This is a genomic window from Saccharopolyspora soli (genome assembly GCF_022678645.1).
GTDB lineage: Bacteria > Actinomycetota > Actinomycetes > Mycobacteriales > Pseudonocardiaceae > Saccharopolyspora > Saccharopolyspora soli.
The window spans coordinates 81,326-94,732 of record NZ_JALBWV010000032.1; the positions used below are offsets into that span (position 1 = coordinate 81,326).

Here is a 13,407-nt window from a genome sequence, read left to right on the forward strand (position 1 = left end):
TGTGCCCGCGAGGAGACATCATGATGTGCCACCGTTTCTTCTTCCCTGCCCACAGCAGCGAAAATTCCCCAAGCGACGCCTATTTCGGCGCTTTCGGCGGATCTTTCGTCCCGGAAGCCTTGGTCGCGACCATCGAAGAGCTCGCCGATGAGTACGCGGCGGCCATGGCCGACCCCTCGTTCGCCGCGGAGTTCGACCACCTGATGGCCCACTACGTCGGCCGCCCCAGCCCCTTGACCGAGGTCGCCCGGTTCGCCGAGCACGCGGGCGGCGCCCGCATCTTCCTCAAGCGCGAAGACCTGAACCACACGGGCTCCCACAAGATCAACAACGTGCTGGGCCAAGTCCTGTTGGCCAAACGCATGGGCAAGGTGCGCGTGATCGCCGACACCGGCGCAGGTCAGCACGGCGTGGCCACGGCGACCGCCTGCGCACTGCTCGGCTTGGAGTGCACGGTCTACATGGGCGAGGTGGATACCCGACGGCAGGCGCTCAACGTGGCCCGGATGGAGGTCCTGGGTGCGACCGTGGTGCCGGTGAAATCCGGTACCCGCACGCTAAAGGACGCGATCAACGAGGCTTTTCGCGATTGGGTGGCGACGGTCCGGAGTACCCACTACGCGTTCGGCACCGCAGCCGGGCCGCATCCCTTCCCCAGCCTGGTGCGCGACTTCCAACGAGTGATCGGCGTGGAAGCCCGCAGCCAGATCCTGGCGCACACCGGGCGGCTACCGGATGCGGTCGCGGCCTGCGTTGGCGGTGGTTCCAACGCCATCGGGCTCTTCCACGCCTTCCTGCCGGACGAACACGTCGAACTCCACGGCTTCGAACCCGCTGGCGAGGGCCTTGGCAGCACGCGTCATGCGGCGGCCATCAGTGCGGGATCAACCGGCATCCTGCACGGCTCGCGCTCGTACGTCCTGCAAGACGAGCAGGGGCAGACCCAGCCGACCCACTCGATCGCGGCCGGGCTGGACTACCCCGGAGTCGGGCCCGAGCACGCCTACCTGAACGCCATCGGCCGCGCCCACTACCTGCCCGTCACCGATGCCGAAGCATTGGAAGCGTTGCTGTTGCTGTCCCGAACCGAAGGAATCATCCCCGCGCTCGAATCCAGCCATGCCCTGGCGGGCGCGTTGCGGCTTGGCCGAACGCTCGGTCCGGAAGCCGTCATCTTGGTCGGCCTGTCCGGACGCGGCGACAAGGACATGGACACCGTCGCCCGCGAAGCGGGACTCCTCGCCGCGGAGGTGGCCCGGTGACCGGCGCGATCGAGCAGCTCGACGAAGTCTTCACCCGCGCCGCGAAACAGGACCGCGCCGCCCTCATCGGCTTCCTCCCGGCAGGTTTTCCGAGCATCGGTGCGGACGTGCAGGCGATGACGGCGATGGTCGACAGCGGCTGCGACATCATCGAGGTCGGAGTCCCGTACAGCGACCCCATGCTGGACGGCCCCGTCAACCAGGCCGCCTACGACCGCGCACTGCGCGGCGGCGCGACCATGGACGCGGTCCTGAACACCGTCCGCGCGGTTACCACCCACACCGAGGTTCCGGTGCTGGTCATGACGTACTGGAACTGCGTTGATCGTTACGGGGTCGAAAAGTTCGCGGCCGATCTAGCTGCGGTCGGCGGGGCAGGCTGCATCCTGCTGGACCTGCCTGTGCACGAGTCGGAGGCATGGCGGAAAGCAGCGCGACGCCACCGACTCGCGACGATATTCGTGGTGGCACCGAGCACGCGCGACGACCGCCTGGGCACGATCACGGCGGCGGGATCTGGCTTCGTCTACGCGGCATCGCTGATGGGCGTGACCGGCGCACGGGATTTCGTCAGCGCTGACGCGGAAACCCTGGTACGTCGCACGCGCGCGACGACCGCACTGCCGGTATGCGTCGGTCTGGGGGTGGCGACCGGAGCCCAGGCGTCCCAGGTCGCCAGCTTCGCCGATGGCGTCATCGTCGGATCCGCAGTCGTCCGACAACTGCTGGAAGCACCCGACTTCACCACCGGACTCGCTCGAACGCGCCAACTGGTAACCGAACTGGCACGGGGTGTCCGCACCCGAAACACCAATGTGGACGGTGCGGCGAGGCAGTCAGGCGCATAGGAACCCGAGCCAAAGGGGGACGAGTGAGGGGCACCCTTTACCAAGTATGTTGGTGAAGGGTGCCCCTCACCTCGAAAGATTCGCTCTACAGGGCGCCCTTCGTCGAAGGCACGACGCCGGTGAAGCGGGGGTCGGGTTCGACCGCTGCTCGGAGGGCTCGGGCTATTGCCTTGTACTGGGCTTCCGCGATGTGGTGGGGGTCTCGGCCGTGGATCACTCGGACGTGCAGGTTGAGCTGGGCGTGGAACGCCAGGGACTCGAACACGTGGCGGTTCAGGACGAACGGGTAGTTGCCGCCGATCGTGAAGCTGTTGTACTGCTCCGGTTCTCCCGTCAGCACGCAGTACGAGCGGCCCGAGACGTCCACCGCCGCGTGCGCGAGGGTTTCGTCCATCGGGATCCACGCGTCGCCGAAGCGGCGGATGCCCTTCTTGTCGCCCAGCGCTTGGCGCAGCGCCTGGCCGAGCACGATCGCGGTGTCCTCGACGGTGTGGTGCGCGTCGATGTGGATGTCACCGGTCGACTTCACCTTGAGGTCGAACGCCGCGTGGGTGCCCAGCGCGGTGAGCATGTGGTCGTAGAACGGCACCGTGGTGTCGATGTCCACCTGGCCGGTGCCGTCGAGGTCGAGTTCGACCAGCACCGAGGATTCCTTGGTGGCTCGTTCGACCCGGCCGACGCGGGTTCCCGGTTGGAATGTCACTGCTCGATCTCCTCGCTCACGACTTTGCTCGCCGCCAGGAAGGCGTCGTTCTCCTCCGGCGTGCCGATGGTGACCCGCAGGTGGCCGGGGATGCCGACGTCGCGGATCAGCACGTCGGCGTCCAGGTAGCGCTGCCAGGCCCGGTGCGCGTCCGCGAACCGTCCGAAGAGGACGAAGTTCGCGTCGCTGGGCACCGGCGCGAAACCCTGCTGCCGCAACGCTTCCACCACCCGTTCGCGCTCGTCGATGAGCGCCCGCACCGAACCGAGGGTGGCCTCGGAGTGCCGCAGCGCGGCGCGCGCGGCGGCTTGGGTGACCACCGACAGGTGGTACGGCAGGCGGACCAGCAGCAGAGCGTCGATCACCGCCGGAGCGGCCGCCAGGTAGCCGAGCCGACCACCGGCGAACGCGAACGCCTTGCTCATCGTGCGGCTGACGATCAGCTTCGCCGGGTACTGCTCGATCAGCTCGATGGCGCTCGGCCGCGCGGAGAACTCCGCGTACGCCTCGTCCACCACGACCACGCCTGGTGCGGCGTCCAGCACGGCGCGCAGGTCGTCCTGCGAAACCGACTGCCCAGTGGGGTTGTTCGGGCTGGTCACGAACACCACGCTGGGCTGCTTCTCGGTGACGATCCGAGCCGCCTGCGCACCGTCCAGGCTGAAGTCGGCGCGGCGCGGCGCGGGCAGCCAGTCGGTGCGGGTGCCCGCCGACAGGATCGGGTGCATCGAATACGACGGTTCGAAACCGAGCGCGGTGCGCCCCGGTCCGCCGAAAGCCTGCAAGATCTGCTGCAGCACCTCGTTGGAACCGTTGGCGGCCCAGACGTTCTCCATCGCCAGCGGCACGCCGGTCGCCTCGGCCAGGTAGGCGGCGAGGTCGGCGCGCAACGCCTTGGCGTCGCGGTCCGGGTAGCGGTGCAGCGCCGTAGCCACCTCATGCACCGCCGCGGTCACGTCGTCGACGAGTTCTCGCGGCGGCGGATAGGGGTTCTCGTTGGTGTTCAACCGCACCGAGACGTCCAGTTGCGGCGCGCCGTAGGGGCTGCGGCCGCGCAGATCGTCCCGCAACGGCAGGTCGGCAAGCGTGGTATCGGCGCCGAGCACGTCACTCATGAGTTCTACCTTCGGTTTTCGGGCGCGTCAGCGGGGGAAGCGGGCGGTGATCGCCTGACCGTGCGCGGGCAGGTCCTCGGCGTTGGCCAGCGCGACCACCTTGTCGGCGACGTCGCGCAACGCCTGCTCGTGGTAGGAGATCACGTGGATGCCACGAAGGAAGCTCTGCACGCTCAGGCCGGACGAGTGCCGCGCGCAGCCGCCGGTCGGCAGCACGTGGTTCGAGCCAGCGCAGTAGTCGCCCAGCGACACCGGCGCGTACGGGCCGACGAAGATCGCGCCCGCGTTGCGCACCCGCGCGGCCACCGCGTCGGCATCCTCGGTCTGGATCTCCAGGTGTTCGGCGGCGTAGGCGTCCACCACCCGGATCCCATCATCCACACTGGACACCAGGATGCAGCCGGACTGCCTGCCGCCCAATGCGGTGCTGATCCGCTCGTGGTGCTTGGTCTGCGCCACCTGGCGCTCCAGCTCCGCGTCCACCGCGTCGGCCAGCTCCACCGACGTGGTCACCAGCACGCTCGCCGCGAGCGTGTCGTGCTCGGCCTGGCTGATCAGGTCGGCTGCCACGTGCACCGGGTCGGCCGTGTCGTCGGCCAGCACCGCGATCTCGGTCGGCCCCGCCTCCGAGTCGATGCCGATCAGGCTGCGCAGGTGCCGCTTCGCGGCCGTCACGTACACGTTGCCCGGCCCAGTCACCAGGTCGGCTGGCAGCAGCTCCGCGCCGTCGGTGTCCTGCCCGCCGTAGGCCAGCAGCGCCACCGCCTGCGCGCCGCCGACCGCCCAGACCTCCTCGGCGCCGAGCAGCTGCGCGGCGGCCAGGATCGTCGGGTGCGGCAGGCCGCCGAACTCGGCCTGCGGCGGGCTGCACACCACCAGCGACTCCACGCCCGCGGCCTGCGCCGGGACCACGTTCATCACCACGCTGGACGGGTAGACCGCCAGCCCACCCGGCGCGTACAGGCCGACGCGGGCGACCGGCACCCAGCGCTCGGTGACCGTGCCGCCGGGCACCACCTGCGTGGTGGTGTCAGTGCGCCGCTGGTCGTCGTGCACCTTGCGGGCGCGGGCGATCGACTCCTCCAGGGCCGCGCGCACCGCCGGGTCAAGCTCGTCGAGGGCGCGGCGCAGCTCCCCGGCCGCCACCCTCACCCGTTCCGGTCGAACGGCGTCGAACTTCTCGGTGAACTCCAGGACCGCGTCCACCCCGCGGTCGCGGACCGCCTCGATCACCGGCCGAACCAGATGCAGCACGTGCTCGACGTCCATTTCGGCGCGCGGCAGGGTCGCGCGCAGCTTCGAGGTGGACGGAACACGACCGCGCAGGTCGGTACGGGTGAGCATGAGCGTCCTTTCGGTCCCCGGGGCTACACGACCAGGGTAATCGCCGCGGTTCGGAGCCGTCCGCGAACCTGCTCGCCGACCATCCACGACAACCGTCCGAAATGGGAAAATGTCAACAGCAGGCCATTGTTCGCCAGTGGCTTGCCAACATCGGGTCGCTCCTCCAACCTTCCAACATCACAACCAGTGATCGATCGGAGACCCGATGTTCAGCTCACGGCGCAAGGCGGTGACGGTGGCGGCCGCCGCATGCCTGGTCCTGTTGGCACCGATCCAGGCCAGCGTGTCCGCGGAGCCGACGAGCGCGACCGCCGCGCAGGACTCGGCCATCTACACCGTCCCCAACACCGACAGCCAGGCTCGAACCGAGATCAACCGCACCGGCGCCCAGGTCCTCTCGGTGTCCGACGGGGTGGCGACCGTGGAGGCCACCCCCGCCCAGGCCGAGCAGCTGCGGGCCGCCGGGTTCGCGCTGCGGGAGGAGACCAAGGTCGCCGACGCGCTGCAGCAGCTCAGCGGCGAGCAGCGGGTGCCGGGCGACTTCCCGCCCGATGACCAGGGCTACCACAACTACGACGAGATGGTCGCCGAGCTCGACGCGACGGCCAGCGAGCACCCGGACATCGCGGCGAAGTCCAGCATCGGCAAGTCCTTCGAGGGCCGCGACATCCCGGTGCTGAAGATCAGCGACAACGTCGGGCAGGACGAGGACGAGCCCGAGGTCCTCTTCAACTGCAACCAGCACGCCCGCGAGCACCTGACCACCGAGATGTGCCTGCACATCGCCCAGCGGTTCACCGACAACTACGCCGACCCGGCCATCAAGGACGTGGTCGACAACCGGGAGATCTGGGTGATCCCGGTGGTCAACCCGGACGGCTCGGTCTTCGACGTGGAGTCCGGCCAGTACCAGGGTTGGCGCAAGAACCGGCAGGACACCGGCACCGACCTCAACCGCAACTGGGGTTACTTGTGGGGCTGCTGCGGTGGTTCCAGCGACGACCCGAACGACGAGACCTACCGGGGCACCGCGGAGTGGTCGGCTCCGGAGACCGCGGCGATGCGCGACTTCGTCGACTCGCGGGTGGTCGGCGGCGCGCAGCAGATCAAGGCCGCGATCGACTTCCACACCTACTCCGAGCTGGTGCTGTGGCCCTTCGGGCACACCTCCGACGACGTCACCGACGGCATGACGCAGCAGGAGTACGACCGGTTCGCGCGGATCGGCGGCGAGATGGCCGGCTCCAACGGCTACACGCCGCAGCAGTCCAGCGACCTCTACATCACCGACGGCGACAGCCTCGACTGGATGTGGGGCCAGCACAAGATCCTGGCGTTCACCTTCGAGATGTACCCGGCCAGCGGCGGCGGCATCGACGGTTTCTACCCGCCGGACGAGGTCATCCAGCAGGAGACCGTCCGCAACGACGCAGCGGTGGACATCCTGCTCCGCGAGGCAGGAGCCTGACCTGAGGGGAGGGGGACCGGGCCCGAGGTGCCGTTGGGCGCCTCGGGCCCTTTCTTGTGGTCGTGAGTGCGAAAGCGGGCTCCAACCCGGCTACGCGCTCACGACGACCTGTCGCTGGGTTTGGCGGGTGGCGGCGGTTCGGGTGCGGCGGTGGCGATAATGGCGGCATGGCCGCCGACCCCGATGCGACGACAGTGGCCGAGCACGTGCTGGTCCGGCGCGGCTCGTGGGTGATCTGCCCGTTGCTGGGGGCACTGGCCGTCTTCCTGCTGCGGTTGGTGGCGGCTTGGGTCACCGCGCTGCCGTGGGCGCCGTTCCAGGGCGTGTTCGAGCTGGCCGCGTCGGTGCCCGATCCCTGGGGCACGGTCGGGGCGATCGTCATCGGCGCGGTCATCGGCTTCGGATTCGCCGGGCTGATGGCGCAGGAGCGGCTCACGGTCACGATCTCCGCGGAACAGGTGACGCTGACCGTCGGGCGATCGGAGCAGCACACCGAGCGCGCCGTGATCGGCTCGGTCTTCGTGGACGGCAAGCACCTCGTGCTGCTGGACTCCTCCGGTGGCGAACTGGTCCGGCAGAAGTCCGATTTGGACAAGCGGGCGCTGCGCCGGGCCTTCGCCGAGCACGGCTACCCGTGGCGCGACAAGGATCCGTTCGCGGGCCACTACAGCTTGTGGGTCGAAGACACCCCGGAACTGTCGCTGCGGATCAACACGTTGCTGGCAGCGCGCGAGCGCGCGCTGCGCAAGCGCGACGGGAAGGAAGCGGCGCTGCTGCGCACCGAGCTGGCCGAGCGGGGCATCCTGGTCCGCGACGTGCAGAAGCGCCAGTACTGGCGAGCGACCTCCTGACGCCCCTTCCAGCACCGCCGGAGGTCAAAGCTCCCTGCTCACGCGGGTGCCTCGGGAGCGTTCGGGGAGCGCCCGCGACCGCCGGAAATGGAAGAATCGGAAGATGGACAGCGTCGTGTGGAACGTCGCTCTGGTGCTGCTGTTCGTGCTTTTCGGCGGCTACTTCGCCGCGGCCGAGATCGCGCTGGTCTCGCTGCGCGACAGCCAGGTCCGCAAGCTCGCCGAGCGCGACCGGCGCGGTGCTCGAGTGGCCAAGCTCCGGAAGGACTCAAACCGGTTCCTGTCCGCGGTGCAGATCGGCGTCACCTTCGCCGGGTTCTTCGCCTCCAGCTACGGCGGCGCGACGATCGCGGTGCGCATCGAGCCGGTGCTGGCGGGGTGGGGCCTGCCGATCGGGCTGGCGGCGTCGCTGGCGCTGGTGGTGGTGACCCTGTTCGTGTCGTACCTGTCGCTGGTGCTCGGCGAACTCGCTCCGAAGCGACTTGCGCTGCAACGGACGGAGGCCGTCGCGCTGGTCACCGCTGGCGTGCTGGACCGGTTGGCGGCGCTGTCCCGGCCGCTGATCTGGCTGCTGTCGAAGTCGACCAACGCGGTGGTCCGGTTGATCGGCATCGAGCCGCGCGACGCCGCCGACGAGGTCAGCGAGGAAGAACTGCGGGACATGGTGCGCACCAACGAGCAGCTGACCGTCGAGGAGCGGCGGCTGCTCAGCGACGCGTTCCGGGCCACCGACCGGGTGCTCGGCGAGGTCATGGTGCCGCGCACCGAGGTGGACTTCCTCGACCACACCATGTCGTTGACCGATGCGATCGACGAGGTGGCAGGCAAGCCGCATTCGCGGTACCCCGTCATCCGGGACACCGCCGATGACGTCGTCGGGGTCATCCACGTGCGCGACCTGCTCACCACCACGCACGACGACCACGCCGCGGCGCGCACGGTCGGCGACCTGACCCGGCCAGCGACCGCGCTACCGGCGAGCAAGCCGGTGCTGGCCGCGTTGACGCAGATGCGGCGGCGCGGCGGCGGGCACCTCGCGGTGGTGGTGGATGAATACGGCGGGACCGCGGGCATCGTCACCGTCGAGGACCTGGTGGAGGAGGTCGTCGGCGAGATCTGGGACGAGTACGACCCGAGCGCCGCACCGGTGCGCCCCAGGGCGGATGGCAGTTTCGAGACCGACGGCCTGCTGCACCGCGCCGATTTCGAGCAGCAGACCGGGATCGAACTGCCGGAAGGTCCCTACGACACCGTGGCGGGCTTCTTCGTCAGCCGCTTGGGCCGGGTGCCGAACGAGGGCGAGTCCGTGGAGGCCCTCGGCCATCGCTTCACGGTTCGCGCGATGGACGGCCACCGGGTGGCCCGCCTGCAGGTCACCAGGCTCGACGACGCCCCGGAGTGAGGTCTCCATCTGCGCGATCCCAGAACTCGTTTTGCGCGTTCGAGTGAGAGGTGAAGGGCACGTGTTACCAACTTGGAGGGCGCGCGGATTGGGCGGTCGTCAAGCAAGCGGCGGTAGCCGCTTCCGGTGGTAGACCGCAGCCGCGACACCCAACGGACGCACGCACCTGGGCCGTCGCAAGCGGCGAAGCCGCTTAGCCCACCCTCGCAACCGGCGCCGCCGCGGGTTCTCAGAGGCTTTCTCGCGAGGACAGCCCCGACGTGGTGTATCGGCATGCATGATGTCGGGGATCCCGGAGACGAGAAAGCCTCTGAGGTTCCGCTACCCGCACCGCCACGCAAAACGAGCCGCGCACTCTCCAACTTGGTAATAGGTGCCCTTCACTTCGCTCCATCGCGGTGCGGGTGGGTTCTGGGGGTCAGGACAGGAGGAGGATCACCGATCCCACCGCGATCCCGACGACTACCACGATCGCGGCCGTGATCATGACCGCGCGCATCTTCGGCCGGTCATCGCGGACTTCGGTCTGGGCCCGCTCCCGCCACTGCATGAAGGTGGTGCCTTCGCCCTCGCTCAACGTCGACTCCTCGGATCGGTCGTCATTCGAGCGGTCCCCCCGAGACCGCGTTCGGCCCCACGATGTCACATCGCGTGGCCCAAGCGAACCACATGCGCCGCCCAATACCGCAGCAAATCCTCGTCGTGGCTGATCGCGAGCACCCCGGTGTGGTGCTCGCGCACGTGCCGGTCCACGACCCGCACCAAGGCTGCCGTCGTGGACGCATCCAGCATCGCGGTCATCTCATCGCAGATCAGGTACCGAGGCCGCAACGCCAATGCCCGCGCCAAGCAGGCCCGCTGCAACTGGCCGTCGCTGACCTCGTGCGGTCGCCGGGACAGCAGTTCCGGGGTCAGCCCGACCTCGTCGGTCAGCGCGTCGACGTCCCCAGCGCTTCCGGTGGCGCGAAGCGGTTCGGCGACGATCTCCCGCAGCGTGAACCGCGGATCGACCGCGGGCCGCGGCTGCTGGAAGACGATGCTGATCGTGGTGCGCTGCGCTCGCGGGGTCGCGTGCCGGAAGCCGGTGACGCGTTCGCCGTCGAGGACGACCCGGCCGGACCACGGCTGGTGCAGCAGCCCGAGAACCCTGGCCAACGTGGATTTCCCGCACCCGCTCGGACCGGCCAGACCGACCACCGCACCGCTGGGAACATCCAGGTCGACCCCGTCGAGCACCGGCTCACCGCGCCGGTATCCGGCGACCAGGCCGGTCGCGCTCAGCACGGCGGGTGCGCGGCGACCCACCGGCCGCCGTGCTCGCGCAGTTCCGGATCGCCCGTGCACGCGGCGAATCCCGGCACGTCGGGACACCGTTGGCAGAACACACAGCCCCATTCCTGTTCGATGCGGTCCAGTTCGGTCAGCGCTGGCGGGTGACCGGGGATCGGCTGGAACCCGCCGTCCGACAGCGCCGCGAGCAGTCCGGCGGTGAGGGGTGCCAGGGATCGGCGAGCACCTGTGCAGCAGGCCCGGCCTCGACGATGCGGCTGGCGTACATCACCGCGACGTCGGTGGCCACCCGCCGCGCCGCGGCCAGGTCGTGGGTGATCAGCAGCACCGCGCGGTCGTCGGTGGCGGCCTCGGCGAGCAGGTCGACGGTGCGGTGCACCAGCGGCCGGTCCAGCCCGGTGATCGGCTCATCGGCGATGATGACCTGCGGATTTCCGGCCAGCGCCAATGCCATCGCGACCCGCTGCGCCATCCCGCCGGACAGTTCGTGCGGATACCGGTCGAGGTCCACGGGGTTCAGCCCGACCCGTTCGGCGAGCTCGTCGGCTCCGGTTTCCCCGTGCAGCGCTCGGATCGTCTCGACGAGTTGGCGGCGCGCGGTGCGCACCGGGGTCAGGTGGGTGTTCGCGGACTGCGGCACCAAGCCGATCAACCGACCGCGAACCTGCCCGGCCAGCACTGCTTCCGGCGCGGACAGCAACTCGACGCCGCCCCGCAGCACGGCCTCGCCGCGCACTTGCGCGTTGCCGGGCAGCAAGCCCAGCAGTGCCGCGGCCAGCACCGACTTGCCGCATCCGGATTCCCCCACCAGGGCGAGCACCCGACCGGGGCGCAGTTGCAGCGTCGCATCGGTCACCGCACGCACTTCTGCCCGCCGCCCCAACAGGAAGCGCACCGACAACCGGTCGAGTTCGAGCAGTGGTCCACTCACAGCGCCAACTCCGATCGCCGTCGCGGCACGACCAGATCGCGCCAGGTCGCGGCCAACCCGGACACCGCCAAGGTGGTGGCGACCAGCAGCACCGACGGGAACAGCACGATCCACCACGCACCGAGCAGCACCGCGTCCTGCCCGTCGCCGAGGATGTTGCCGATGCTCGCCAGGTGCGGCGGCAGGCCGAGTCCGAGGAAGCTCAGCGCCGTCTCGTGCCAGACCGCGTGCGGCACGAGCAGCACGGCCGACAACGCCGCCTGCGGCACGATCGCAGGCAGCAAGTGCCGCAACAGGATCCGCCACCGCGACGATCCGCCCGCGATCGCCGCGTCGATGAACGGCCGCTGCCGCAGCGACAACACCTCGGAACGCACGATGCGCGCCACGGTCGTCCAGTGCGTCAGGGCGATGGAGAGGATCACCGCGACCAGGCTCCCCCGGTACAGCGCGACGATCACGATGCCCAGCAGCAGGTGCGGCACCGAGTTGATGGTGTCCACCAGGCGCATCAGCAACCGGTCCGGCCACCCACCGACCGCGCCCGCGACGGCACCGACCAGCGAACCGAGCACAGTGGACACCGCAGCGCTGAATCCGGCCACCAGCAACGAAATCCGCAAGCCCGACAGCGACTGCACGAACAGGTCCCGGCCGCTGGAGTCGGTCCCGAAGGGGTGCGCCGGAGCAGGTGCGAGGCGGATCGAGTCGTAGCGCACGGACTCGCTGCCCAGCAGCGCGGGCACCACGATCGCGGCCAGCACGAGCACCGCGAGGACTCCCGACGAACCCAACAGCCGAGCCCGCGTGCGGACCCGAGGCATCCCGATCCTGTTGCGGCCCACCGGCCGCCAGGTCGATGCGGGCTCAGCCATCGGTAGCCGCCCTCGGGTCGAGCAGGATCGCGGCGACGTCAGCGAGCAGTGATCCGGTCAGCACCGCCGCCGTGGCAACCAACGTCACGATCGCCAGCAGCGGGTAGTCCACCGCGGTCGCGGCGGTGACCACGGCGGCGGCCAGGCCCGGCCAGGAGAAGACCTCCTCGACCAGCACCGCACCCGTGACCAACTCCGGAATCCGCGCGCCGATCAGCGTGACGAACGGCAGCAGCGCGGTCGGCAACGCGTGCCGCAGCACCACGACGCTTTCCGCGAGGCCCCGCGCCCGCGCTCCGGTCACGTGGTCCTCGGCCAGCGAGGTCAGCATGGACTGCCGGACGTGCAGCACCAGCCAAGGAGATTGGGAAATGCCCAGCACCAGCGCGGGCAGGGCCAGGTGCTCGACGACCTGCCCGACCGACACCGCCGCACCCGCATCGGTCAGCCCCGCCACCGGCAGCCAGCCGAGCCCCAGCGAGAACACCGCGATCGACAGCAATGCCAGCACGAACGGCGGCACGCCTTCCAACGCGTGCCCGATGGCGGTGACGAGCCGGTCGATCCAGCCGCCCTGCCGCCAGGCGGCGACGGTGCCCAGCACCAGCGCGAGCAGCACTGCCAGCGCGAGTCCGGTCGCGGCCAGCAGAACCGTCCACGGTAGACGTTCCGCGATGACCTGCGCGACCGGCTGCCGGAACGACCGCGACACCCCGAGATCACCCCCGAAAACCCCGGTGACCCAACGCCAGAACTGGACGAGCACGGGATCGTCGAGCCCCAACCGGGCGCGCACCTGGGCGACATCTTCGGCGGACGCGCCGAAGAGTTGCACACCGTAGTACTGGTGGACGGGGTCGAACGGCGAGGCCGCGGCCAGCAGGAACACGCCGAAGGCCACGATCGCCAGCACCGGGGCGGCGAACCCGATCCGCCGCAACACCAAGCGGCCGATCGCGCGGCTCATGGCTGCGGTTTCCAGGACTCGATGTTCCACCACGGGCCCCAGGTGGTCCCGTGCGTGTGCGGCTCGACGGGCGGTTGGTAGCCGGACCACTCGCCCTCGCGCATCACGTAGCTGTGGTCGATGAACGCCAGGTACACCAAGCCCGGATCGGCGACGTAGGCGCGTTGCGCCTGCCGGTAGAACTCCGCGCGCCGGGTCGGGTCCAGTTCCTGCCGGGCGCTGTCGTGGGGGGGGGAAAAACCCGGGGGGGGGGGTGGGGGGGGCCCCCCCCCCCCCCCCCCGCGGGGGGGGGGGGGGGGCGCGCGGGCGGGGGGGGGGGCGCCCCCCGCCCAGGAAGGGGGACGCCGAGAA

The 13,407-nt window shown here is 69.9% G+C and carries 13 protein-coding genes and 1 pseudogene; 5 read left to right on the plus strand and 9 right to left on the minus strand.

Features of this window, described 5'->3' with window-relative positions; translation table 11 throughout:
* The first annotated feature begins 23 nt into the window (after window positions 1–23).
* Window positions 24–1,262 (plus strand): tryptophan synthase subunit beta, encoded by a 1,239-nt coding sequence (gene trpB, locus MOQ72_RS23860; RefSeq protein WP_372495520.1) that lies wholly within the window; start codon window positions 24–26, stop codon window positions 1,260–1,262.
* An 8-nt stretch (window positions 1,263–1,270) separates the two neighbouring features.
* Window positions 1,271–2,110 carry a tryptophan synthase subunit alpha gene (gene trpA, locus MOQ72_RS23865; protein ID WP_372495521.1) on the plus strand — a complete coding sequence of 280 codons (840 nt, stop codon included), beginning with the start codon at window positions 1,271–1,273 and terminating at the stop codon, window positions 2,108–2,110.
* An 85-nt stretch (window positions 2,111–2,195) separates the two neighbouring features.
* Here the strand turns inward: trpA and hisB are convergent, their stop codons facing one another.
* The 3 genes from hisB to hisD are packed head-to-tail and all read right to left on the minus strand — an operon-like array spanning window position 2,196 to window position 5,272.
* Window positions 2,196–2,813: an imidazoleglycerol-phosphate dehydratase HisB gene (hisB, locus tag MOQ72_RS23870; protein ID WP_242187725.1), complete on the minus strand. Its 618-nt coding sequence runs from the start codon at window positions 2,811–2,813 to the stop codon at window positions 2,196–2,198.
* On the minus strand, window positions 2,810–3,928 hold the full coding sequence (locus MOQ72_RS23875) for a histidinol-phosphate transaminase (RefSeq protein ID WP_242187726.1): 1,119 nt from the start codon (window positions 3,926–3,928) through the stop codon (window positions 2,810–2,812). The genes hisB and MOQ72_RS23875 overlap by 4 nt, the downstream gene beginning before the upstream one ends.
* Before the next feature lie 27 nt (window positions 3,929–3,955).
* On the minus strand, window positions 3,956–5,272 hold the full coding sequence (gene hisD / locus MOQ72_RS23880) for a histidinol dehydrogenase (RefSeq protein WP_242187728.1): 1,317 nt from the start codon (window positions 5,270–5,272) through the stop codon (window positions 3,956–3,958).
* 205 nt (window positions 5,273–5,477) lie between these two features.
* Here hisD and MOQ72_RS23885 point away from each other — a divergent pair, with 205 nt between their 5' ends.
* The 3 genes from MOQ72_RS23885 to MOQ72_RS23895 all read left to right on the plus strand — a co-directional run bounded on the left by MOQ72_RS23885 (window position 5,478) and on the right by MOQ72_RS23895 (window position 8,993).
* Window positions 5,478–6,740: a M14 family metallopeptidase gene (locus MOQ72_RS23885; RefSeq protein WP_242187730.1), complete on the plus strand. Its 1,263-nt coding sequence runs from the start codon at window positions 5,478–5,480 to the stop codon at window positions 6,738–6,740.
* 167 nt (window positions 6,741–6,907) lie between these two features.
* Entirely contained in the window at window positions 6,908–7,591 is a 684-nt protein-coding gene (locus MOQ72_RS23890; protein ID WP_242187732.1) for a YqeB family protein, read from the plus strand.
* A 103-nt stretch (window positions 7,592–7,694) separates the two neighbouring features.
* The gene (locus MOQ72_RS23895) at window positions 7,695–8,993 is read left to right on the plus strand and encodes a hemolysin family protein (RefSeq protein ID WP_242187734.1); all 1,299 of its coding nucleotides are present in this window, start codon (window positions 7,695–7,697) and stop codon (window positions 8,991–8,993) included.
* Between the two features lie 418 nt (window positions 8,994–9,411).
* On the opposite strand, the gene MOQ72_RS23900 is transcribed toward MOQ72_RS23895, so the two are convergent.
* The 6 genes and pseudogenes from MOQ72_RS23900 to MOQ72_RS23925 all read right to left on the minus strand — a co-directional run.
* Window positions 9,412–9,570, minus strand: a complete 159-nt coding sequence (locus MOQ72_RS23900) for a hypothetical protein (protein ID WP_242187735.1) — start codon at window positions 9,568–9,570, stop codon at window positions 9,412–9,414.
* A 65-nt stretch (window positions 9,571–9,635) separates the two neighbouring features.
* Window positions 9,636–10,298 (minus strand): ABC transporter ATP-binding protein, encoded by a 663-nt coding sequence (locus MOQ72_RS23905; RefSeq protein WP_242187737.1) that lies wholly within the window; start codon window positions 10,296–10,298, stop codon window positions 9,636–9,638.
* 115 nt (window positions 10,299–10,413) lie between these two features.
* Window positions 10,414–11,214, minus strand: a complete 801-nt coding sequence (locus MOQ72_RS23910; protein WP_242187741.1) for an ATP-binding cassette domain-containing protein — start codon at window positions 11,212–11,214, stop codon at window positions 10,414–10,416.
* Window positions 11,211–12,089: an ABC transporter permease gene (locus tag MOQ72_RS23915; RefSeq protein WP_242187742.1), complete on the minus strand. Its 879-nt coding sequence runs from the start codon at window positions 12,087–12,089 to the stop codon at window positions 11,211–11,213. The genes MOQ72_RS23910 and MOQ72_RS23915 overlap by 4 nt, the downstream gene beginning before the upstream one ends.
* Window positions 12,082–13,056, minus strand: coding sequence for an ABC transporter permease (locus MOQ72_RS23920; protein WP_242187743.1), 975 nt, complete (start codon window positions 13,054–13,056; stop codon window positions 12,082–12,084). Before MOQ72_RS23920 ends, MOQ72_RS23915 begins: the two co-directional genes overlap by 8 nt.
* Window positions 13,053–13,407, minus strand: a pseudogene (locus MOQ72_RS23925) (hypothetical protein); the annotation flags it as partial. The gene MOQ72_RS23920 and the pseudogene MOQ72_RS23925, both read right to left, overlap by 4 nt.